Raw genomic sequence first — 21,873 nt, forward strand, 5'->3', positions numbered from 1 at the left:
CCGTACGAAGATGGGTGCCTACCGGGAACTGTTCGACGCCAGCATCACCGACCCGACGGCCTTCTGGGCCGACGCGGCGACGGCGGTCACCTGGACGACGGAGCCGAAACGCATTCTGGACGACGACAATCCGCCGTTCTACCGGTGGTTCCCCGACGGCGAGCTGAACACCTGCGCGAATGCGTTGGATCGCCATGTCACCGGTGGCCGCGCCGAGCAGGCCGCGCTGATCTACGACTCGCCGGTCACCGGCACCACCCGCTCCTATAGCTACCGCGAACTGCTCGACCTGACGTCGCGCTGCGCCGGCGCACTGCGCGGACTGGGAGTCGAGAAAGGCGACCGGGTCGTCATCTACCTGCCGATGGTGCCCGAGGCCGTGATCGCGATGCTCGCGTGCGCGCGGTTGGGCGCGGTGCACTCGGTGGTGTTCGGCGGCTTCGCGGCGCACGAACTCGCCGCCCGTATCGACGACGCCCGCCCCACCGTCGTGGTGACGGCGTCGTGCGGAATCGAACCGACCCGCATCGTCGACTACAAGCCGATGCTCGACGCCGCACTCGAGCGTGCCGAGCACCAACCGTCGGCCTGCGTGATCCTGCAGCGCGAGCAATCGCCGTGCACGCTCACTCCCGGCCGCGACCGCGACTGGGCCGAACTCGTCGCCGGCGCCGAACCCGTCGACCCGGTTCCGGTCGCCGCCACCGACCCGCTCTACGTGCTGTACACATCCGGCACCACCGGCAGGCCCAAGGGCATCGTCCGCGACAACGGCGGCCACGCCGTCGCGCTGCTGTGGAGCATGCGCCACGTCTACGACACCGCGCCCGGCGACGTGTACTGGGCGGCGTCCGACGTCGGCTGGGTCGTCGGCCACTCCTACATCGTCTATGCGCCGCTGCTCGCCGGGGCGACGACCGTGCTGTACGAGGGCAAGCCGGTGGGCACACCCGATGCGGGCGCATTCTGGCGGGTCGCCGCCCAGCACCGGGTCAAGGCGCTGTTCACTGCGCCGACGGCCATCCGGGCCATCAAGAAGGAGGACCCCGACGGCAGGCACGTCGGCGACCACGACCTGTCCGCGTTGACGTATCTGTTTCAGGCCGGCGAGCGGCTCGACCCCGGCACCTACCACTGGGCCTCGGAGAAACTGGGCGTGCCGGTGATCGACCACTGGTGGCAGACCGAGACCGGTTGGGCGATCGCCGCCGACCCGATGGGCGTCGAGCAGATGCCGGTCAAGCCGGGCTCGGCGACCGTGCCAATGCCGGGATACGACGTGCGCATCCTGCGGCCGGACGGATCGCCTTGCGACCCCGACGAAGAAGGCGCGATCTGCGTCCGGCTGCCGCTGCCGCCGGGCACCCTGCCGACACTGTGGGGCGACGACGACCGTTACGTGTCGTCGTACCTGTCGGCGTTCCCCGGCCACTACCTGACCGGCGACGGCGGCTACCTCGACGCGGACGGCTACCTGTTCGTCATGGGCCGCACCGATGACGTCATCAACGTGGCCGGGCACCGGATGTCGACGGGGTCGATCGAGGCGGTGTTGGCAGACCATCCTGCGGTCGCCGAGTGCGCCGTCATCGGGGTGGCCGACGACATCAAGGGACAGGTGCCGCGCGGGTTCGTCGTCCTGAAGTCCGGAGCCTCGGCCGACGGACTCGCCGAGGAACTCGTCGAGGCCGTACGCCAGAACATCGGCGCCGTGGCGTCTTTCAAGACCGTCGACGTGGTGTCGGCGCTGCCCAAGACGCGCTCGGGAAAGATCCTGCGCAAGACGATGCGCGGCATCGCCGAGGGCCGCGACGAGCCGTTGCCGTCGACCATCGAGGACCCGTCGGTGATCGACGCGCTCACACCGGTGCTGAGAGACTGACCGCCACAGCGTTTGCCGTCGCCTCGCCCGGGTACGTCGTCACCTCCTGCAACCGAGGAAAGGACTGACGATGACAACCAATCGACCGGCGGTGTCGCGGTACCCCACTGCCCTGCAGAAGGCGGCGCTCGCCGTCGGCGCGGTCTTCCTGCTCGTCGGGATCATGGGCTTCATCCCGGGCCTCACCACGAATTACGACACCATGACCTTCGCCAGCCACCACTCCGGGGCACTGCTGCTCGGCGTGTTCAACGTCTCGATCCTGCACAACATCGTCCATCTGGCGTTCGGTGTCGCCGGACTCCTGCTGGCCAGGACGTTCAGCGGCGCCCGCGGCTACCTGATCGGCGGCGGCGCGGTCTACCTGGTGCTGTTCGTCTACGGAATGCTCATCGACCGCCACAGCGCCGCCAACTTCGTCCCGGTGAACAACGCCGACAACTGGCTGCACCTGGCGCTGGGCATCGGCATGATCGGACTCGGCGTCCTGCTGTCGCGGCGCGACGCGACGGCGCGCACGGCCGGACGGCCCGCCGCAGGCCGCTGACGCCGGTTAGTAAGGCCTGCGCAGGGGTAATTCCCTTCTACTGCTCCGTCAATATGAGCGAAGGGAGGCATGGCGATGACGACGACGACTCCGAAGTACATGGCTGTCCAGGGTGCGGCGATCATCGTCGCCGGCGCGTTCCTGATCGTCGGTGCCGCCGGTTTCATACCGGGCCTGACGAGTCACTACGACCAGCTGGAGTGGGCGGGTCACCACTCGGGGGCGATGCTGTTCGGCACGTTCGCCGTCTCCGGACTGCACAACGCGGTGCATCTCGCGTTCGGCGTCGTCGGCCTGCTGTCGGCGCGCAGCTACGTCGGCTCCCGGCTCTACCTGCTGGGCGGCGGCATGGCCTACCTCGGACTCTGGGTGTACGGCATGCTGATCGACCACGGCAGCCCAGCCAACTTCGTGCCGTTGAACAACGCCGACAACTGGCTGCACCTCGGCCTGGGCGCGGGCATGCTGCTGCTCGGTCTGACGCTGAGCGGACGGCGCGACCCGACGAAGCAACGCGTGCGCAGGCGGGCCCCGGCCTAGGCTTGCCCGTGTGCTGAGCGCGCTGATGTGGGGTGCTGTCGCAGCGTCCTCATTGGTGATCGGCGCGCTCGCCGGGGTGGCGCGCAACTGGAACGGACGACTGGTCGGCTGGGTGCTCGGATTCGGTGCAGGCGCCCTGGTGTCGAGCATCTCGTTCGAACTGGCGGAGGAGGGTTTTCGCGTCGGCGGCGCGGTCGCGGTCTCGGTCGGTCTGGCTCTCGGCGCCGTCACCTTCTTCGTCGCCGACCGGGCCGTCGACCGTCTCGGTGGCGGCGGATCGGCGGCCAGCGGCTGGCCGCTGCTGCTCGGCGCCCTCCTCGACGGCATCCCGGAGCAGGCCGTGCTGGGCATCGGCATCGCCGGTGGCGGCGCCGTCAGTCCGGCGCTGGTGCTCGCCATCTTCGTGTCGAACCTGCCGGAGTCCATCGGGTCGGCCACCGACATGCGGGCCGCGGGGCGCCCCGCCAAGCGCATCGTGGCGGGCTGGGGCGCCGTCGCGCTCGTCTGCGTCGCGGCGACGGCCGCGGGCTACCAGCTGCAGGAGTTCGCCGGTGACCAGATGCGCGGCGGCATCGACGGGTTCGCCGCAGGCGCGCTGCTCGTCATGCTGGTCGGCTCGATGATCCCGGAAGCCACCGAGAAAGCCCGGGAGTCCGCGGGATTGGCCGCCGTACTCGGCTTCGCCCTCGCGGCCGGACTGTCCCTGTCGTCCTGAGTGCGTGATCGGGTGCCCGGCCCCCGTCAGACGCGATAGGTTGCGCCCATGGTTCCCGCCTGGCACCTCGGACCGCTCGCGGTACCGGTGCACGGCGTGTTCGTGGCGCTCGGTGTGATCGCCGCGATGGCGGTCTTCGTGCACGAGGCCCGAAGGCGCGCAGCGGTGAACGAACAATCGCTCGTTGCCGTCGCGGGCGCCGTGATCGGCGGAGCGATCGGCATGCGGCTGTCCGGCTGGGCCCGCCACCTCGACTTCTCGGCCAACCCGAGCCTGGCCGAGGCGTGGCAGTTCGGCTCGCGCAGCATCCTCGGCGGCCTGCTGGGCGCATACATCGGGGTGCTGGTCGCCAAGAGGGTCGGCGGATACCGCGGCAAGACCGGCGACCTGTTCGCGCCCGCCGTGGCGCTCGGCATGGCGATCGGCCGCATCGGATGCCATCTGACCGAGGCTCCCGGCCGCCCCACCGGCCTGCCGTGGGGCGTGCACGCCTCCGCCGAGACCCCGGAATGCCCTGGCTGTCTCGCCGGCCTGGCCATGCACCCGTCGTTCCTCTACGAGATCGCCTTCCAGCTCACCGCGTTCGTCGTGCTGCTCTGGCTGCGACCGCGGATCGGCAGGCCCGGGGAGTTGTTCGTCATCTACATCGCCGGTTACGCGGCGTTCCGGTTCCTGGTCGAGTTCACCCGCGCCAACGAGACGGTGTGGCTGGAACTCACTCGGCCGCAATGGTTCCTGCTGCCGTCGCTGATCGTGATCGCCGTTCGGCTGTGGTACGGACACCGGCGTGGGTACTATCGCTCACCGGCCCGCAACCAGGAAGTACCTGTATGACGTTCCCGCCCTCGGAACCACCGCCGGAGGACTACCCGGAGGACGGCCGGCCGATGGGTCCACCGCCCGGGTATCCGCAGGGCCCGCCGCCGGGGTACCCGCAGGGCTACCCGCCGCCGGGCTATCCGCAGGGTTACCCGTACTACCCGCCGCCTCAGCAGAAGTCGCGCATCAGCGCGGGCATGGCGGTGCTCGGCACCCTGCTGTACATCATGGTCAACTCCGTTCTCGCGTTCGCCGCGTTCATCGTCGGAGCGCAGTACCGGGATTCGGACGCGGTGTTCGGCGGAGCGGCGGTGATGCTGCTGCTCATCGCATTCGGCGGCGGGGCGGCGTTGTTGCGGTCGGCGAACCCCGGTGCCAGGGGCGTCGGGCTCGGCCTGATGATCGGCTGGGCGGTCACCTCACTGGTCACCGTCGGCTTCTGCACCGGAATCAACCCCGAGCTGTACACGACGTGACGCCCGGAATGTCGCTGCGCGGCGACCGCATTCACCGTTACGTCACCGCCTACTGCCCCCGCTGCCACGACGAGGCACCGGAGCGACCACTCGCCGACGTCGTCCGGCTCAACGCCTGGCTGGTCGAACGCGACGGCCGGGTGTGGCTCGAACGCGGCTGCCGCGAACACGGCCTGGTCCGCACCCTCTACGACGAGGACCCCGAGATCCTGAGCTACCTCGAGGAGTGGACCGCGCCGACCAAGGCCCATGTCCCGGACGTGGCCGGGAACTTCGATCCGGTGCCGTCGGCGTATCTGCGCGGACTGCCCGAGATGCAGACCCAGCACACCTGCATCCTGCTGGAGGACATCGCCGAGACCTGCAACCTGCGCTGCCCCACCTGTTTCACCGACTCCTCCCCCGACCTGCGCAACGTCGTGCCGGTAGCCGATGTGCTGGCCAACGTCGACCAGCGGCTGGGCAGGGAGAACGGCCGCATCGACGTACTGATGCTCAGCGGCGGCGAACCGACGCTGCACCCCGACTTGGCGCGGCTGCTCACCGAACTGACCGCGCGGCCGATTACCCGGATTCTGGTCAACAGCAACGGCATCCGGATCGCCACCGACGACGCACTGCTCGACCTGCTCACCGAGCACCGGCAGCGTGTCGAGGTGTACCTGCAGTACGACGGCCAGGCCGCCGCGACGCACCGCTTCCACCGTGGTGGCGACCTGAGCCGGATGAAAGCCACTGCACTGCAGCGGCTCTCCGAGCGAGAGATCTTCACGACACTGGTGATGACCGTGACGCTCGGAGTCAATGACGACGAGATCGGGCAGATGGTGCGGCTCGCGCTCGACACCCCCTACGTTGGTGGGCTGACGATTCAGCCGCAGTTCGGGTCCGGCAGGTCAGGGCTGATCGACCCGCTCGACCGGCTCACCCACACCGGGGTGCTCAGCCGGCTGGGTCCGCAGACGGACGGGCTGGTGACGTGGCGGGACCTCACCGCCCTGCCGTGCTCACATCCACACTGCTGCTCGGTCGGCTACCTCATCCGCGACGACAGCGACCGGTGGCGTTCGCTGGTGTCCCTGATCGGGCACGACGTCCTCAAGGACCGGCTCGGCCTGGTGGCCAACCGCATCGCCGACTCCGAGATCCCGCAGCAGCTGCGGGTCGCCGTGCAGGAGTCACTGCTCGGCCTGCTCTCCGAGCAGTCGTCGCTGTCGCATCCGAAAATCGGCGACATCTGGCGGATCATCTGCGAGAGTTGTGATCTCGGTATGTCGACGATGTTGACGCTGGCATCGTCGGCGCTACCCGGCCGTCGCAACAAGATCCGCCGACTGCTCGGAGAACGGGTCGTCCGGCTCACCGTCAAACCGTTCATGGACATGTCGACGATGATCGAGGAGCGCCTGGTGCAGTGCTGCGTGCATGTCGGCACCAGGTCCACCCAGGACCAGTGCGCCCCGTTCTGCGCGGTACAGGCCTGGTCCGCGCTCGGTCGGCAGCGGCTCTCGATCGCCGCCGGTCGCGAGCTACCGCTGATCGAGGCCACCTAGCCGCGATCTCGACAAACCAATTCGACCGTGAGTATTGTCGAAGGCGACTTGTTTCAGGTCGACCGGCTCGAAGGCGCTCGGCGCCTTCCTTCTCCGCCCCTCGTTGACGCCACAGCGTGCGGACGACGAGTTCACGATGCCTCAGGATCCTCACGACGAATCGAGATCGTCGGCGCTGCCACGATTTCGTGCGCGACCGAGTGCCGACCCTTGCGACACGTTTCTCGAGACGTCCGAACACCCCGATCCACGTGTGGGACGAAGGACAGGTGGCGTCCATATCCCCACGAGGTGGTCGCCGGGAGCAACCCTGACGTTGAGAAGCCAGCGCAGCCCGACGCACCGCCGACAAACCTTCGCTGAACTGAAGCAATGGCCGCACCGCCGAGATCTTTGTCGCCGCGCCGCGAATGTACGAGGGGTCGTCGCGGCACCCCGATGCGGCGGAAGGTAGCGGGCGTGCCGTTGATGCGACCACGCCAACCGCGCGAGGAAGACCGTTATTACTGGCTGACCGCGTATTTCGCGAGTCGCGACCTCCAGGTCGTGATGTGCCGGGCCATCGCCGCCACCATCGTCGGTCTCGGACTCGTCCCGGCTGTCCTGCTCGCCAGTCCGGCCGGGCCCCAGGGTCCGCTGAACCGTGGCGTCGCGGTCGGCATCGCGGTGTGCTGCCTGGTGATGGGATGGGTGTGGCGCAGGCCCCGTTGGCCGACCCGGCGACAGTCGCAGACCACCGTCGTCGTCGGCTCGGGGTGCATCGCGCTCGCCTGCCTGATCCAGCACGAGCCCGTCGTCGGCATGCTCGGCGCGACGGGCCTGGCGACCCTGTCGGCGTTCACCATGCTCTTCCACTCCGGCCGGCTGCTTGCCGTGCCGTGGACGGTGGGCGGGGCCGTACTGGCGGTGCTGGCGGCACGCATCGCCGTCGACGACATCGCCCGCGCTGTCACCGCGGTCGGTCTGGTGCTGCTGGTCACTGTCATGTTCACCGTTGCCTGCCGGACGGCGATCCAGTTCATCGGCATCGAGCCGTGTCACACCGGGATCGAGCCGCTCACCGGTCTGCTCACCCGGGAGACCTTCGACGAGCGGATGGCCACGCTGCTGGGTGCGCGCAGCCGTGGCGATGACCGGTACCTCGTGGTCCTGCTGGTCAGCCTGGACAGCTTCTCGTTGCTCACCGGCCTGCACGGCCCCGCGACCGGCGATCGCGCCCGTGTCGCGATCGCGCAGCGCCTGCGCGAGAACGTCCGGCGCGACACCGTTCTGGCCCACGTCGCGGACACCGATTACCTGATCGCCGACCTGTTCACCAGGGCGGATCCCGAAGCGCTGACAGAACGCATCCACGCCACCGTCAGGAATGCGCCGTTCCGGCTGACGGCCAGTATCGGCGCCGTCAGCACATCGCTGATGCCGCTGAGCGATCAGCCGGTGCGCGACGTGGTGGACGAACTGCTCGGCGTCGCCACCGCCGCCATGGCCGCCGCCCGCAGAGACGGTGGCAGCCGGACCGCGCTGCGGCTGTCACCGCGGTTGCGGGTGCTCGACCGGCTCGACGACGAATGGCGCTGATCTTCTGTGATTTCGGCGCGCTCACGATCGCTGAGCGAGCGTTTCCGCGCCGAAATCCCTAGGTGACCGACAGCGCGATGCCGTCGAGGATGTCGTGTTCGCTGACCACCAATTCGTCCAGACCGGCCCGGGCGCCAAGGGCGTCGGCGAGCTCCTCGACGATGAGCGCGCCGCCGCCGATGACGTCGACCCTGCCCTCGTGCATCGGCCCGAGCACCGCACGCTGCGCACGCGTCATGGTGAGCAGTTCGTCGCAGACCTCGCGCAGCCGGGTGAACCCCACCCGCGACAGGTGGATGGCCTCGGAGTCATAGGTCGTCATCTTCGCGCCCAGCGCCGCCAGGGTCGTCATCGTCCCGGCCACCCCCACCCAGGTCCGGGCGCCCTCGACGGGCACCTCACGGAACGCCGCGGCCAGCCCGTCGCGCACCACTTCTCGTGCGGCCGAGATCTCCTCGGCGGTGGGCGGATCGGAGTGCAGGCACCGCTCGGTGAGCCGCACGCAGCCGATGTCGGCCGAGTAACTCGCCTCCACCTCCCGTCGTCCCACCACCACCTCGGTGGAGCCGCCACCGAGATCGACCACCACGAACGGCCCCGCGTCGGGATCCAGTTCGCCGACCGCGCCGCGATAGGACAGTTCGGCTTCCTCGGTGCCGGTGATCACCTCGGCGACCGCACCCGGCACCACGTCGCCGAGCACCTCGGCCGTCATCGCGAAGAACGCCTCCCGGTTGGCCACGTCGCGCGCCGCCGACGTCGCGACCATCCGCACCCGCTCGACGCGGTGATCGCGCATCAGGGCGGCATAGTCGACGAGCGCGGTCCTGGTGCGCGCCAACGCTTCCGGAGCGAACTCGCCGGTGGCGTCGACGCCCTGACCCAATCGGACGATGCGCATCTCCCGGTGCACGTCGCGCAACCGGCCGTCGACGGGATCGGCGATGAGCAACCGGATCGAATTGGTGCCGCAGTCCACGGCCGCGACTCGGCTCACGTCCACACCTCCGGGTTCAAGATGCCCTCCATCCCAGGTTCTGCGGCCAGCACGGCCAACGCCTCGTCACCGAACGGGTTCACCCCCGGCCCCTTGGCCAGCGAATGCGCGATCACCACATGCAGGCACTTGACGCGGTCGGGCATGCCCCCGCCGGAGAACGTGGTGCCCAGCGATTCGATCGCATCGCGCTCGGCGAGGTACGACTCGTGCGCCCGCCGGTACGCCGCGGCCAGTTCCGGGTCCTGCTGCAGCCGCTCGGTCATCTCGCGCATCAGACCCGCCGACTCCAGCCGGCTGGCGGCCGCCGTCAGCGTGGGGTGGGTCAGGTAGTACAGCGTCGGGAACGGGGTGCCGTCGGGCAGTCGCGGAGCGGTCTTGACGACCGCCGGGGTGCCGTCGGGACACCGGTAGGCGATCTCGAGAACCCCGCGGGCCTCGCGGCCCAGTTGCCGCGCGATGGCCTCGAGGTCGGCGCGCTCAACCACCGGGCGGGGGCGCGGGCGGGCCGGGCGGCGGACCCGGCGGGGGCGGCGGAAGTGGCGTCGCGCTCGGCGGAAGGCCGTGCGGCGCATCGGCGATGGTGCTCCACAGCGCCGAGTACCACGGCGTGCCCGGCGGTACGGTGTCCACACGGGCGTCCGGTGCACCCGGAACCACCGCGGACGGCGGCAGCTGCACCTGGTACGGAATCTCCCCCGGCATCACGAAGCCGAGGCGCTCCCGGGCCTGGGCGGCGACGAACACCGGGTCGGCCAGTTTGACCTTCTGCTGCTCGAGTTCGGCGATCTGCTCACGCAGCACCGCTTCGCTCGCCCGCAGCTGCTGCATCTCGGTGCGCTGCCCGAAGTAGGTCCGCACCGGGCCGGCGATCGTCAACGTCAATACACACACCACCGCGGCCAGGATCGCAGCCCGCCGCGCCGCCGACCCGAACCGCTGCTCCGACTGCTGCTCGGCCGATGCCGCGATCGACTCGCGGATGGCGTCGGCGACCTCGGGTGTGGTCTCGGGGGCGGACGGCTTCGCCTCGATCGCCCGGGGCTCGCGGCGCACCGGCGACGCACCACGCGGACGGTCCCGCTTCGACTCGCCGGGCTTGGCCGGCTTCCCTGGCCGGGAAGCCGGTGACCGCCGCTTCGGGTCGGGCCGTTTCGCGTCGGGCACGTCTGTGTCAGGCCTGACCCTCGCCGACGCCGAACCGCGGGAACGCCAGATCGCCTGCGTAGCGCGCTGCGTCGCCGAGGATCTCCTCGATGCGCAGCAGCTGGTTGTACTTGGCGACGCGCTCGCTGCGGGCCGGCGCACCGGTCTTGATCTGCCCGCTGCCCACGGCGACCGCGAGGTCGGCGATGGTGGTGTCCTCGGTCTCACCGCTGCGGTGACTCATCATCGTGCGGTAACCGCTGTTGTGGGCCAGCGCGACCGCGTCGAGGGTCTCGGTGAGGGTGCCGATCTGGTTGACCTTGACCAGTAGTGCGTTCGCCGCGCCGCGGTCGATGCCCTCTTCGAGCCGCTCGGGATTGGTGACGAACAGGTCGTCGCCGACGATCTGCACGCGGTCGCCGATCTCGGTGGTCAGCGCCACCCAGCCGTCCCAGTCGTCCTCCGACAGCGGGTCCTCGATCGACACCAGCGGGTAGGAGTCGAGCAGCTCGCCGTAGAACTGCGCCATCTGCTCGGCGGTGCGGGTCTCCTTCTCGAACGCGTAACCCGTCCCGGCGGTGTAGAACTCGGTGGCCGCCACGTCGAGCGCCAGCGCGATCTCGGAGCCGAGCTTGAAGCCGGCCCCCTCGATCGCCGACGAGATCAGGTCGAGTGCCGCCTTGGTGCCGGGGACGTCGGGCGCGAAACCGCCCTCGTCACCGAGGCCGGTGGACAGGCCCTGCTTCTTGAGCACCGACTTCAGCGAGTGGTACACCTCGGCGCCCCACCGCAGCGACTCCTTGAACGACGCCGCCCCGATCGGGGCCACCATGAACTCCTGCACGTCGACACCCGTGTCGGCGTGCGCGCCGCCGTTGACGATGTTCATCATCGGCACCGGAAGGATGTGGGCGTTCGGACCGCCGATGTAGCGGAACAGCGGCAGCTCCGCGGCCGTCGAGGCGGCCTTCGCCACCGCCAGCGAGACGCCGAGGATGGCGTTGGCGCCCAGCCGGGACTTGTCCGGCGTTCCGTCGAGGTCCAGCAGCGCCTGGTCGATCAGCCGCTGGTCGTCGGCGCTCATGGTGATGACGGTCGGGCCGATCTCGTCGAGGACGGCCTCGACCGCCTTCTGGACGCCCTTGCCGCCGTAGCGGGAACCCCCGTCGCGCAACTCGACGGCCTCGTGTTCGCCGGTCGACGCACCCGAGGGCACCGCGGCCCTGGCGAAGCTGCCGTCGTCCAGCACGATCTCGACCTCGACCGTCGGGTTGCCGCGGGAGTCGAGGATCTCGCGGGCTCCGACCTGCTCGATGATGGGCACTGGCGTCTCCTTGGTCTGCGGCGACTGGCTCGTTGCGCACTCAGCCTAGAGGCTGGAGATCGCGACGGCGGAACGAGGACGTGCCTACAGTGAGCGACCCTGGGCGTAGGCGGTGGCCCAGTCCCGCACCGTCCGCGCGTACTGGTCGGAGAAGTTGTAGGCGCGCAGCGCGTTCATCCAGCCGCGGGGGGTGGACAGGTCCTTGCCGCGGTAACACAGGTAGCCGGCCGCCGAGAGCACGGCATCGTCGATGTTGTCGGGGCTGACCTGGCCGTCGTTGTTGGCGTCCACGCCGTAGAGCCGCCACGTCTCCGGGATGAACTGCATCGGGCCCATGGCCCGGTCCAGCTCGGTGTCGCCGTCCAGTTCGCCGCCGTCGGTGTCGTCGATCTTCATGTTGCCGCTGGAACCGTCGAGCTGCATTCCCCGGATCGGCGGTGTCACCGCCCCGTCCGTGGACACCATCGAGCCCCGGTAGCCGCCGTGGTGGCTCTCCACCATCCCGATACCGGCCAGCGTCGTCCAGGACAGGTGGCAGTCGGGGTTCTCCACCTCGGCGACCCGGGCGGCGTAGGCGTAGGCCTCCAGCGCCGTCACCGGGATCTCGAGCGCATCGGCCCGCTCGGCGGCCCAGTCGTGCAACTGGTCGGCGGGACGGCCCGAGGCGTAGGTGTCGATGGCAGGCACCGGGTCCCCCGCCGGTGGCGGGATTCCCTCGGGGATCGGCGCGCCCAGCTGCCATGAACAACTGGAAGCCATCAGCAGGGCCGTCGCGCCGATCACCGCGACAGCCCGCAGCCAACGAACTGGCGACACCGGACTCCTCAACCTGCTCTGCTGTCCCCATAGTTGCATGCGCAGCGCCGTGGTTCGCAACGCCGGTCTGCAACGTCACGTCTCGCAGACCCGTCAACGTAGCCAGAATGCCCTGCTAAGGTGAGCCACGCCTTGCTATGGATAGGCATAGCTGGCTCACCGAATTTCCTGGAGCGAGGTTGCGTCGATGACTGCGTCTGCGGGATTCCCGGCCAGTATCCACGCCGCCGCCCCCGACGTGACATCGCAGCTGTTCGGCAGTGGTCTGATCGGTCTCCGCGAAGGTCTCGAAGCGGCAATCGTGGTCTCCATTCTGGTCGCGTTCCTCGTCAAGTCCGACCGCCGCGACGCCCTGAAATGGGTGTGGCTGGGCGTGGGCGCAGCAATCGCGATGACGGTCGTCGTGTTTCTCGCCATCCAATTCTCCGCGTACACCATCACCGGCCTCGGGGCCGAGGCGATCGCCGGTGTCGCGTCGTTGGTGGCGGTCGCGATCGTCACCACCATGGTGCTGTGGATGAAGAAGGCCGCCGCCGGGCTGTCCGGCGAGCTGCGCACCGAGATGACGCGGGCGCTGGAGGCCGGCGCATTCGCGGTGACGGCGCTGGCGTTCCTGGCCGTCGGGCGTGAGGGCGTCGAGACCGCGTTGTTCATGGTCGGCTTCGCCGAGGCCGAAACCGCCTGGCCACTGCTCGGGTTGATCATCGGGGTTCTGATCGCGGCGGCCATCGCCTACGGCATGTACGCCGGTGCGGTCCGGATCAACCTCGCCAAGTTCTTCAAGTACACGGGCGTGTTCCTGATCGTCGTCGCGGCCGGAATCCTGGCCTACGGCATCGGCGCGCTGCAGACCGTCGGCTGGCTGCCGGGCCTCGGCTCGCGCGCGTTCGACGTCAGCGCATCGTTCAACTGGTCGGCCTGGTACGGCGAGGTGATCCAGGGCGTCTTCAACATCACGCCGTCACCCACCTGGCTGCAGCTGCTGCTGTGGCTGGCCTACCTGGTGGTTGTGCTGACCGCGTTCCTGTGGCCGGTCACCAGCACCACCAAGCCCGCCGCCACCCCCGCCGAACCCCAGAGTTCTCTACCGTCCGACACCTCGTCCGAAAGGTCCACCACGTGAACAATCTCCCCGGAGCGAAGGCCGGCATGGCCGCCGTCGCCGCCCTGCTGGCCGGCGTCTCGCTGACCAGCTGCCAGGCCAAGGACGAGGGCACCGACAACGCCGGGGGCGGAGCCGCCGGCGACATCACCGTCGAGGCTTCCGACAGCGAGTGCAAGCTGTCGGGCACCGAGGCGTCGACCGGGCCCAGCACCTTCGTCGTCACCAACGGCGGCAACAAGGTCACCGAGTTCTACGTCTACGGCGAGGGCGACCGGGTGATGGGCGAGGTGGAGAACATCTCCCCCGGACTGCAGCGCAAGCTGATCGTCCAGCTGACCGAGCCGGGCACCTACCAGACGTCGTGCCGCCCCGGGATGGTCGGTGACGGCATCCGCAACGACTTCACGGTCACCGGCGACGCGGTCCAGATCGACACCGAGGGCAAGTTCAAAGAGGCCGCCGACAGCTACAAGCGGTACGTCAACAGCCAGACCGAGGCACTGGTGCCCGCGGTCGAGGCGTTCGTCGCCGCGGTCAAGGCCCGCGACGTCCCGTCGGCCAAGGCGCAGTTCCCCACCTCGCGTGTCTACTTCGAACGCATCGAGCCCGTCGCCGAGTCGTTCCCCAACGACCTCGACCCGCGCATCGACCTGCGCGAGGCCGATCTCGAAGAGGGCCAGAAGTGGACCGGCTTCCACGCCATCGAGAAGGCGCTGTGGGTCACCGGCCTCACCCCCGAGACCGACAAGCTCGGTGATCAGCTGATCGCCGACGTCAAGGAACTCAACGACGGCGTCAAGGCGCCCGACTACTCGATCGATTCGACCCAGATCGCCGGTGGCGCGCAGGGCCTGCTCGACGAGATCGCGATCAGCAAGATCAGCGGTGAAGAGGACATCTTCAGCCACACCGACCTGTGGGACTTCAACGCCAACCTGCAGGGTTCGCAGACGGCGGTGTCCTCGGTGCGGCCGATCCTCGACGAGAAAGACGCCGAACTGGGCAAACGCGTCGACCAGCGCTTCGAGGACGTCGAGGCGCTGCTGGAGAAGTACCGTGCGGGCGACGGCTTCGTCTCCTACGACAAGGTCACCGAGCCGCAGCGTCAGGAGTTGTCGCGCGCGATCGACGCGCTGAGCAAGGAAGTCAGCCAGGTCCAAGGTGTCGTCGCCCAGAAGTAATCCCGAACCGCCCGCGCCGCAGGCCGAGCAGCAGAACGCCGGGCTCTCCCGGCGCAAGTTGTTCGGCGCGGCGGGGGTGACGGCTGCTGTCGTGGGTGCGGCCAGCGCGGGTGCGCTGGCCGGCCGCGCCTCAGCGGCCAGCACGTCGACCGCGGGGCTGCAGAGTCCCGTCGAGTTCCGGGGCGAACATCAGGCGGGCATCGTCACCGCCCAGCAGGACCGGATGAACTTCGTCGTCTTCGACGTCACCACCGACCGCCGCGAGGACGTAATTGGGCTGCTCAAGCAGTGGACCGAAATGGCCGAGCGGATGGCCCGCGGCGAGGAGACAGTCGCCGGCGGTGCGGTCGACCACAATCCCTATGCGCCGCCGCCGGACACCGGCGAGGCGCTCGGCCTGCCCGCATCGCAGCTGACGCTCACCATCGGCTTCGGCCCCTCGTTCTTCCGCAAGGACGGCAAGGACCGGTTCGGCATCGCCGACAAGCTGCCGAAAGAACTCGCGAAGCTGCCGAAGTTCCCGAACGAGACGATGGACCCGAACAAGAGCTACGGGGACATCTGCATCCAGGCGTGCGCCAACGATCCGCAGGTCGCCTTCCACGCCGTCCGCAACCTCGCCCGCGTCGGCTTCGGCACGGTGGCGGTGCGCTACGCGCAGCTCGGTTTCGGACGCACCAGCTCGACCACCCAGGAACAGGCGACGCCGCGAAACCTGTTCGGCTTCAAGGACGGGACGGCCAACCTCAAGGCCGAGGAGACCGACAAGATCGACCAGTTCGTGTGGGTCGCCGACGGCGACGGCCCGGACTGGCTCACCGGCGGGTCGTATCTGGTGACCCGCCGGATCCGGATGCGCATCGAGAACTGGGACCGCACCACGCTGCTCGAGCAGGAGCGGGTGATCGGCAGGCAGAAGGGCACCGGCGCCCCCAACGGCCTCACCGACGAGTTCGAGGAACTCAATCTCGACCTGCGCGACGACAAGGACGCCCCGCTGATCGACGTCGACGCACACGTGCGCCTGGTGTCACCGGAGAACCTGGGCGGCATCGAGATCATGCGCCGCGGTTACAACTTCACCGACGGCACCGACGGCTTCGGCCACCTCGACGCCGGGCTGTTCTTCATCGCGTTCGTCCGCGATCCCATCACCCAGTTCATCCCGATGCAGGCCGAGATGTCGCGCAAGGATGCGATGAACGAGTACATCACCCACACCGGGACGGCGATCTTCGCCTGCCCGCCCGGGCTGCGCGAAGGTGACGAGTCGGCCTACTGGGGCTCGACCCTGTTCGCCTGAGCCGCGAGCGCGCCGAGTGTGCAACCACGGCGAAAATCGGCGCGGATTCTCGCCACCACTGCACATTCGGCGAGTGGGAGGCGTCAGCGCTCGGCGGCGCTCACTCCCCCGGCGGCAGGCGGATCGGCCGGCGCGGGTTCGGGCACGTCGACCGGCGACGGCTCGGGCACCTCGACGGGACCGGGTTCGGGCACCTCGACCGGTGACGGCTCAGGGATCCGGTCCGGCGCGGGTTCGGTGTCCATCTCGACCTCCAGCTCTACGTCGTCATCCGCAACGTCCTCGTCAACGTCCTCGTCCGCAACGTCTTCCGTAATATCCTCGGCCGCAAACTCTTCCGCAACGTCGTCGAGGACGTCGTCGTCATCGATGGTGGCGTCCACGTCCAGCGCGGTGTCCGACGGCCAGTACTCCCGCCACTCCTCCTCGCTCACCGCGCCGAGCGCCGCGATGTCGAGTTCCTCAGGCACGTCCTCGCCGCGGCGGCCGGCCGCGATGTCCCTCTCCACCCGCCGCACGGTCTCCATGAACTCCAGAGTCGCTGTGCGCAAGTGGTTCTCGGCGTCGACGTCGGCCGAGATCGTGACGGCGGTCAGTGAGGCGGGGATCAGATCTGCCGGCAGTCCGGCCTGCGTGACCCGGGCGATCACCTTCTGCGTCAACGCCAGCGCGGGCTGACCGGTCGGCACGTCGTCCATCGACGACCTGCGCGACCTGACCGACTGCTCCTGGGCCTTGCGTTCCTCCCACTGCGCGAGCTGCTCGTCCAGCGAGATCGATTCGCCGGCCAGCACCGCGGGCACCCGGTTGCCGAGCTTGCGCACCAGCGAGTCGGCGACGTCGTCGATCGTGAACGGGTGCTCAGGGGCATCTTCGGCGATCCGGGCGTGAAACAGTACCTGCAGCAATACATCTCCGAGTTCCTCGCGAAGCTCGTCGGCGTTGCCGCTGTGCACCGCGTCGAACAGCTCGTAGGTCTCCTCGAGCAGGTAGCGCCGCAGCGAGTCGTGGGTCTGTTCGCTCTCCCACGGCCCCGCGGTGCGCAGCTTGTCCATCATGGCGACGGCGTCGACCAGTCGTTCGCCTCCCTGTGGTTCCGGCGCGGCGATCAACCGGTCACCCGCGGCCAGGCGCGCCCTGACCGCCGGATGCTCGGGATCCGAGGACAGCAGCACCGGGGCGTCCTCGCCGTCGTAGGCCGGCCGGGCCGCGGGCAGCGACCACGGCACCGCGATCGGCATCTCCTCGGTGTACTGCACGTCACCGGCCAACATCTCGATGGCTGCGACCGGGACCAGGGAGGGGCGGCGCGGATCGACGAGCACGACTGTCATGGCGTCTGCCGTCTGTCCGTCATGGCCGGGCCACCTCCGAATTTGGTTATATCAACATCCGTCACAGCATTCCCGCTAAGCGTCAATATCAAGCCCGCGACCATCGCCACCAGTTCGAGGTCACGGATCCGCGGCGAGCCGACCCCGCTACCGGCCCGCGGTATCGGGACCTGCACCGTCGCGGTGGTCGCGCGGTAGGACGCCGACGGATACAAGCGCTTGAGCCGCAGCTGCGCCGAATCGGGCAGTTCCAGCGGCGACACCTTCACCGTCGCCCCGGACACGCCGCTGACCTCGGTGACGCCGTACTCCCGACAGAGCAATCGCAGCCGCGCCATCGCGACCAGCCGCAGCGCCGGTTCCGGCAGCGGTCCGTACCGGTCGACCAGCTCGTCGATCACCGCATCCACCCCGGCGTCGTCGTGCGCCGCCGCGAGCCTCCGGTAGCCCTCCAGCCGCAGCCGGTCACTGGCGATGTAATCCGGCGGCAGGTGCGCGTCGACCGCCAGGTCGATCCGCACGTCCTTCGGTTCCTCCGCTGTGGCAACGGTTTTGCCGTCGGCGGCCGCTCGGTACGCCTCCACCGCCTCGCCGACGAGCCGGACGTAGAGGTCGAAACCGACCCCCGCCACGTGCCCGGACTGCTCGGCGCCGAGCACGTTGCCCGCGCCGCGGATCTCGAGGTCCTTCATCGCCACCGCCATGCCCGCGCCGAGTTCGTTGTTCTGGGCGATGGTGGCCAGCCGGTCGTATGCCGTCTCGGTCAGCGGCATCTCGGGCGGATACAGGAAGTAGGCGTAGCCGCGTTCCCGGCTACGACCCACCCGGCCCCGCAGCTGATGCAACTGCGACAGGCCGAACGTGTCGGCCCGCTCGACGATCAGGGTGTTGGCGTTGGAGATGTCCAGCCCGGTCTCCACGATCGTGGTGCACACCAGGATGTCGTACTCGCGGTTCCAGAAGCCCTCGACCGTGCGCTCGAGCAGCTCCTCGGGCATCTGACCGTGCGCGACCACCACCCGCGCCTCGGGCACCAGCGCCTGCACCCGCGCGGCGGCCTGGTCGATCGACCGCACCCGGTTGTGGATGTAGAACACCTGACCGTCGCGCAGCAGTTCGCGCCGCAGCGCCGCGGCCACCTGCTTGTCGTCGTGCGGGCCGACGTAGGTCAGCACCGGGTAGCGCTCCTCGGGCGGGGTCAGGATCGTCGACATCTCACGGATCCCCGCCAGGCTCATCTCCAGCGTGCGCGGGATCGGGGTGGCGCTCATCGTCAGCACGTCGACGTGGGTGCGCATCGACTTGATGTGCTCCTTGTGCTCGACGCCGAAGCGCTGCTCCTCGTCGACGATGACCAGGCCGAGGTCCTTCCACGTCACGCCGGTCTGCAGCAACCGGTGGGTGCCGATCACGATGTCGACCGAGCCGTCCTTCATCCCCTCGAGCACCGCTTTGGATTCCGATGGCGAGGTGAACCGGGACAGTCCTTTCACCGTGACCGGGAACCCGGCCATCCGTGCGGCGAAGGTCTGCATGTGCTGGTCGGCGAGCAGCGTCGTCGGCACCAGCACGGCGACCTGCTTGCCGTCCTGCACGGCCTTGAACGCGGCGCGCACCGCGATCTCGGTCTTGCCGTAGCCGACGTCGCCGCAGATCACCCGGTCCATCGGGACCGGCTTCTGCATGTCGGACTTGACCTCGGTGATCGCGGTCAACTGGTCGATCGTCTCGGTGAAGCCGAACGCGTCCTCCATCTCGGCCTGCCACGGGGTGTCCGGGCCGAACGCGTAGCCGGGAGCGGCCTGCCGCTTGGCGTAGAGCGACACCAGTTCGCCGGCGATCTCGCGCACCGCGCGACGGGCCTTGGTCTTGGTGTTAGCCCAGTCGCTGCCGCCCAGCTTGGACAGCGACGGCGCCTCGCCGCCGACATAACGCGACAGCTGGTCGAGCGAGTCCATCGGCACGTAGAGCCGGTCCGAGCCGCCGCCCCGCTTGCTCGACGCGTATTCGAGCACCAGGTACTCGCGACGTGCGCCGCCCACCACCCGTTCGGTCATCTCGACGAACCGGCCGATGCCGTGCTGGTCGTGCACCACCAGGTCGCCTGCGGTGAGCGCCAGCGGGTCGACGACGTTGCGGCGCTTGGCGGCGAGCCGCTTGCCCTCGGGCGCGGTGACGCGGTTACCCGTCAGGTCGCTCTCGGTGATGATGACGAGCTGCGATCCCGGCAGGATCACGCCGTCGTGCAGTGGACCCCGCAGCACCCCGACCACGCCGGCCTTCGGCTCGGCGCCGGGCTCGAGCATCGCCGCGGGTGTCTCGGCGTCAGCGAGCTGCTCACAGACCCGGTGCGCGGTGCCGGTGCCGGGCGTGACGATCGCCGCGTGACCACCGGTGGTGACGTGGGCGCGCAGCATCGCGAAGATCTCTGCGACCGACGAGTGCTGGCGTGCCGAAGGCGCCGACCGGATGTCCAGCGCGACCGCCGACTCGTCGGACAGCTGGCTCAGCGTCCACCACGGGTGACCGCCCGCCTGGGCGCCTGCGGCGACGTCCTCGAGGTTCAGGAACCCCGACGCACCGAGTTCCTCCAGGTCGATCGGCGCGTCGCCGCCCACGGCCGCCGTGGACCACGACGCCTCCAGGAACTCCCGGCCGGTCTTGATCAGGTCCGCGGCGCGGGTGCGCACCTTCTCCGGATCGCACACCAGGACCGGCGTGCCCGCGGGCAGGTGGTCGGCCAGCGTCGACAGTTCGCCAGGGCGCAGCACCGGCAGCAGTGCCTCCATGCCGTCGACCGGGATGCCCTCGGCCAGTTTGGCCAGCATGTCCGGCACGCCGCCGGGAACCGCGTTCTCCAGCCGGGGGTGGTCCGCGGCCAGCTTGGCCGCCCGATCGCGGACGTCCGCGGTCATCAGCAGTTCGCGGCACGGCACGGCGATCACCGCGTCGACGTCGATGTCGGGGATGGACCGCTGATCGGCGACCGCGAACATCCGCATCTCCGAGACCTCGTCGCCCCAGAACTCGACACGCACCGGATGTTCGGCGGTGGGCGGGAAGACGTCGAGGATGCCGCCGCGCACGGCGAACTCGCCCCGGCGGGCGACCATGTCCACCCGGCTGTAGGCGAGGTCGACGAGCCGGGCGACCACGCCGTCGAAGTCGATCTCGGCGCCGACGGTCAATGTCACCGGCTCCACCTCGGCGAGGCCCGGCGCCATCGGCTGCACCAGGGAACGCGTCGTCGTCACCACGATGCGCAGCGGCGGGCCGAGCCGGGCGTCGTCCGGGTGGGTCAGCCTGCGCAGAAGCATCAGCCGCGCGCCGACGGTGTCCACCCCCGGCGACAGCCGTTCGTGGGGCAGGGTCTCCCACGACGGAAACAGTGCCACGGCGTCACCGAGGTAGCCGCGCAGTTCGGCGGTCAGGTCGTCGGCCTCGCGCCCCGTCGCCGAGACCACCAGCAGCGGTCCTGCCTGCGCCAGCGCGGCCGCCACCAGCACCCGGGCACTGGCCGGTCCGACCACGGCGAGCCGCTCGGGCCGCTCGGCGGCACGACGGGTGAGGTCGGCGAGCGCCGGATCGCGCAACGCCAACGAGATGAGCCCCGCGATCGGGGTTTCGACATGGGTGGGCCCCGATGAGGTCATGATGCGTCCATCCTAGGCAACGCCTCTCGGGCGCGTTCCTCCTGCGCCCGTCGCCTGTTGACGCGTGTCAACTCGCCGAAGGCGCTAGCCCTCGTCGTCCTGCAGCCTGGGGTCGGCCTCGAGGTGGGTCAGGCCGTTCCACATCAGGTTCACCAGGTGCGCGGCCACCACTTCCTTCTTCGGTTCCCGCGTATCGAGCCACCACTGGGCGGTCATCGACACCGAGCCGACGAGTGCCTGTGCGTAGAGCGGCGCCAGCTCCGGGTCGAGACCGCGGCGGGAGAAGTCACCGGCCAGGATCGAGCTCACCTGGTTGACCGCGTCGTTGAGCAGCGTCGAGTAGGTGCCCGACGTGATGGCCGCCGGCGAATCCCGGATCAGGATGCGGAACCCGTCGGTGCGTTCCTCGACGTAGGTCAGCAGCGCCAGCGCCACCCGTTCGACGCGGACCCGCGAGCGGTTGTTGGTCAGCGAGGAGGTGATGCCGTCCAGCAGCGCCGACATCTCGCGGTCGACGACGACCGCGTACAGGCCTTCCTTACCGCCGAAGTGCTCGTAGACCACCGGCTTGGAGACGTTCGCCCGCTGCGCGATCTCCTCGATCGAGGTGCCCTCGTAGCCACGCGCAGCGAACAGCGACTTCGCGATCTCGATGAGTTGCTGGCGCCGCTCACTGCCGGTCATCCGGGCGCGGGGTGCACGCACTTCCTTGTCGGGTGCTGCCACGATGCTCAGGGTAGCTCCTGGCCTGCTTCGACTAGAGTCTCCAGGTGATCTTTCCGTCGTGGTGTAATCGGCAGCACCTCTGATTTTGGTTCAGATAGTTCAGGTTCGAATCCTGGCGACGGAGCAATTCTCAGCGGCGGACGTGCGCAGAACGGCGCGTTGAGCGGCGTGTGGACGG

The 21,873-nt window shown here is 69.2% G+C and carries 18 protein-coding genes, 1 tRNA gene and 1 pseudogene; 12 read left to right on the forward strand and 8 right to left on the reverse strand.

The window, feature by feature from the left end:
- The first annotated feature begins 10 nt into the window (after positions 1-10).
- From O6P37_RS02200 to O6P37_RS02235, 8 genes are all read left to right on the forward strand, one after another.
- Entirely contained in the window at positions 11-1,882 is a 1,872-nt protein-coding gene (locus O6P37_RS02200) for a propionyl-CoA synthetase (protein ID WP_269892525.1), read from the forward strand.
- 70 nt (positions 1,883-1,952) lie between these two features.
- Positions 1,953-2,429 carry a DUF4383 domain-containing protein gene (locus O6P37_RS02205; RefSeq protein WP_269892526.1) on the forward strand — a complete coding sequence of 159 codons (477 nt, stop codon included), beginning with the start codon at positions 1,953-1,955 and terminating at the stop codon, positions 2,427-2,429.
- Between the two features lie 75 nt (positions 2,430-2,504).
- Entirely contained in the window at positions 2,505-2,969 is a 465-nt protein-coding gene (locus O6P37_RS02210; protein ID WP_269892527.1) for a DUF4383 domain-containing protein, read from the forward strand.
- A 10-nt stretch (positions 2,970-2,979) separates the two neighbouring features.
- Positions 2,980-3,684: a ZIP family metal transporter gene (locus O6P37_RS02215; RefSeq protein ID WP_269892528.1), complete on the forward strand. Its 705-nt coding sequence runs from the start codon at positions 2,980-2,982 to the stop codon at positions 3,682-3,684.
- 48 nt (positions 3,685-3,732) lie between these two features.
- A complete protein-coding gene (locus O6P37_RS02220) occupies positions 3,733-4,518 on the forward strand; it encodes a prolipoprotein diacylglyceryl transferase (RefSeq protein WP_269892529.1) in 786 nt (261 codons plus the stop codon).
- Entirely contained in the window at positions 4,515-4,979 is a 465-nt protein-coding gene (locus O6P37_RS02225) for a hypothetical protein (RefSeq protein ID WP_269892530.1), read from the forward strand. The genes O6P37_RS02220 and O6P37_RS02225 overlap by 4 nt, the downstream gene beginning before the upstream one ends.
- Positions 4,980-4,987: 8 nt before the next feature.
- Positions 4,988-6,532 (forward strand): radical SAM protein, encoded by a 1,545-nt coding sequence (locus tag O6P37_RS02230; RefSeq protein WP_269893145.1) that lies wholly within the window; start codon positions 4,988-4,990, stop codon positions 6,530-6,532.
- A 468-nt stretch (positions 6,533-7,000) separates the two neighbouring features.
- Positions 7,001-8,110 carry a diguanylate cyclase domain-containing protein gene (locus O6P37_RS02235; RefSeq protein WP_269893146.1) on the forward strand — a complete coding sequence of 370 codons (1,110 nt, stop codon included), beginning with the start codon at positions 7,001-7,003 and terminating at the stop codon, positions 8,108-8,110.
- Between the two features lie 58 nt (positions 8,111-8,168).
- On the opposite strand, the gene O6P37_RS02240 is transcribed toward O6P37_RS02235, so the two are convergent.
- The 5 genes from O6P37_RS02240 to O6P37_RS02260 all read right to left on the reverse strand — a co-directional run bounded on the left by O6P37_RS02240 (position 8,169) and on the right by O6P37_RS02260 (position 12,393).
- Positions 8,169-9,107 carry a Ppx/GppA phosphatase family protein gene (locus O6P37_RS02240; RefSeq protein ID WP_269892531.1) on the reverse strand — a complete coding sequence of 313 codons (939 nt, stop codon included), beginning with the start codon at positions 9,105-9,107 and terminating at the stop codon, positions 8,169-8,171.
- On the reverse strand, positions 9,104-9,595 hold the full coding sequence (locus O6P37_RS02245) for a DUF501 domain-containing protein (RefSeq protein ID WP_269892532.1): 492 nt from the start codon (positions 9,593-9,595) through the stop codon (positions 9,104-9,106). The genes O6P37_RS02240 and O6P37_RS02245 overlap by 4 nt, the downstream gene beginning before the upstream one ends.
- On the reverse strand, positions 9,588-10,274 hold the full coding sequence (locus O6P37_RS02250; protein WP_269892533.1) for an FtsB family cell division protein: 687 nt from the start codon (positions 10,272-10,274) through the stop codon (positions 9,588-9,590). Before O6P37_RS02250 ends, O6P37_RS02245 begins: the two co-directional genes overlap by 8 nt.
- Before the next feature lie 7 nt (positions 10,275-10,281).
- Positions 10,282-11,577, reverse strand: a complete 1,296-nt coding sequence (gene eno, locus O6P37_RS02255) for a phosphopyruvate hydratase (RefSeq protein WP_269892534.1) — start codon at positions 11,575-11,577, stop codon at positions 10,282-10,284.
- Between the two features lie 84 nt (positions 11,578-11,661).
- On the reverse strand, positions 11,662-12,393 hold the full coding sequence (locus tag O6P37_RS02260; RefSeq protein WP_264012374.1) for a lytic transglycosylase domain-containing protein: 732 nt from the start codon (positions 12,391-12,393) through the stop codon (positions 11,662-11,664).
- A gap of 187 nt (positions 12,394-12,580) precedes the next feature.
- Between O6P37_RS02260 and efeU the strand changes: the two genes are divergently transcribed.
- Genes efeU through efeB form a run of 3 tightly spaced genes read left to right on the forward strand, consistent with a single transcriptional unit; the run spans position 12,581 to position 15,982 of the window.
- The gene (gene efeU / locus O6P37_RS02265; protein WP_269892535.1) at positions 12,581-13,516 is read left to right on the forward strand and encodes an iron uptake transporter permease EfeU; all 936 of its coding nucleotides are present in this window, start codon (positions 12,581-12,583) and stop codon (positions 13,514-13,516) included.
- A 26-nt stretch (positions 13,517-13,542) separates the two neighbouring features.
- A complete protein-coding gene (efeO, locus tag O6P37_RS02270) occupies positions 13,543-14,679 on the forward strand; it encodes an iron uptake system protein EfeO (RefSeq protein ID WP_269893147.1) in 1,137 nt (378 codons plus the stop codon).
- Entirely contained in the window at positions 14,660-15,982 is a 1,323-nt protein-coding gene (gene efeB, locus O6P37_RS02275; RefSeq protein ID WP_269892536.1) for an iron uptake transporter deferrochelatase/peroxidase subunit, read from the forward strand. Before efeO ends, efeB begins: the two co-directional genes overlap by 20 nt.
- Before the next feature lie 398 nt (positions 15,983-16,380).
- On the opposite strand, the pseudogene O6P37_RS02280 reads toward efeB, so the two are convergent.
- The 3 genes and pseudogenes from O6P37_RS02280 to O6P37_RS02290 all read right to left on the reverse strand — a co-directional run.
- Positions 16,381-17,316, reverse strand: a pseudogene (locus tag O6P37_RS02280) (nucleoside triphosphate pyrophosphohydrolase); the annotation flags it as partial.
- Complete coding sequence (gene mfd, locus O6P37_RS02285; RefSeq protein WP_269892538.1) at positions 17,313-20,969, reverse strand: transcription-repair coupling factor; 3,657 nt, start codon at positions 20,967-20,969, stop codon at positions 17,313-17,315. The gene mfd and the pseudogene O6P37_RS02280, both read right to left, overlap by 4 nt.
- Positions 20,970-21,053: 84 nt before the next feature.
- Positions 21,054-21,653: a TetR/AcrR family transcriptional regulator gene (locus tag O6P37_RS02290; protein WP_264012410.1), complete on the reverse strand. Its 600-nt coding sequence runs from the start codon at positions 21,651-21,653 to the stop codon at positions 21,054-21,056.
- Positions 21,654-21,747: 94 nt separating this feature from the next.
- Between O6P37_RS02290 and O6P37_RS02295 the strand changes: the two genes are divergently transcribed.
- Positions 21,748-21,819: transfer RNA gene (locus O6P37_RS02295), tRNA-Gln, on the forward strand.
- Positions 21,820-21,873: the final 54 nt, after the last annotated feature.

This window comes from Mycobacterium hippophais (assembly GCF_027529605.1).
GTDB classification, from domain to species: Bacteria; Actinomycetota; Actinomycetes; order Mycobacteriales; family Mycobacteriaceae; genus Mycobacterium; species Mycobacterium arseniciresistens.

Bases quoted from the DNA above. Each gene is read 5' to 3' on its own strand.
- O6P37_RS02200 (WP_269892525.1), top strand. From the start codon at position 11: ATGGGTGCCTACCGGGAACTGTTCGACGCCAGCATCACCGACCCGACG.
- O6P37_RS02205 (WP_269892526.1), top strand. From the start codon at position 1,953: ATGACAACCAATCGACCGGCGGTGTCGCGGTACCCCACTGCCCTGCAG.
- O6P37_RS02210 (WP_269892527.1), top strand. From the start codon at position 2,505: ATGACGACGACGACTCCGAAGTACATGGCTGTCCAGGGTGCGGCGATC.
- O6P37_RS02220 (WP_269892529.1), top strand. From the start codon at position 3,733: ATGGTTCCCGCCTGGCACCTCGGACCGCTCGCGGTACCGGTGCACGGC.
- O6P37_RS02225 (WP_269892530.1), top strand. From the start codon at position 4,515: ATGACGTTCCCGCCCTCGGAACCACCGCCGGAGGACTACCCGGAGGAC.
- O6P37_RS02230 (WP_269893145.1), top strand. From the start codon at position 4,988: ATGTCGCTGCGCGGCGACCGCATTCACCGTTACGTCACCGCCTACTGC.
- O6P37_RS02235 (WP_269893146.1), top strand. From the start codon at position 7,001: ATGCGACCACGCCAACCGCGCGAGGAAGACCGTTATTACTGGCTGACC.
- efeU (WP_269892535.1), top strand. From the start codon at position 12,581: ATGACTGCGTCTGCGGGATTCCCGGCCAGTATCCACGCCGCCGCCCCC.
- efeO (WP_269893147.1), top strand. From the start codon at position 13,543: ATGGCCGCCGTCGCCGCCCTGCTGGCCGGCGTCTCGCTGACCAGCTGC.
- mfd (WP_269892538.1), bottom strand. From the start codon at position 20,969: ATGACCTCATCGGGGCCCACCCATGTCGAAACCCCGATCGCGGGGCTC.
- O6P37_RS02290 (WP_264012410.1), bottom strand. From the start codon at position 21,653: ATGACCGGCAGTGAGCGGCGCCAGCAACTCATCGAGATCGCGAAGTCG.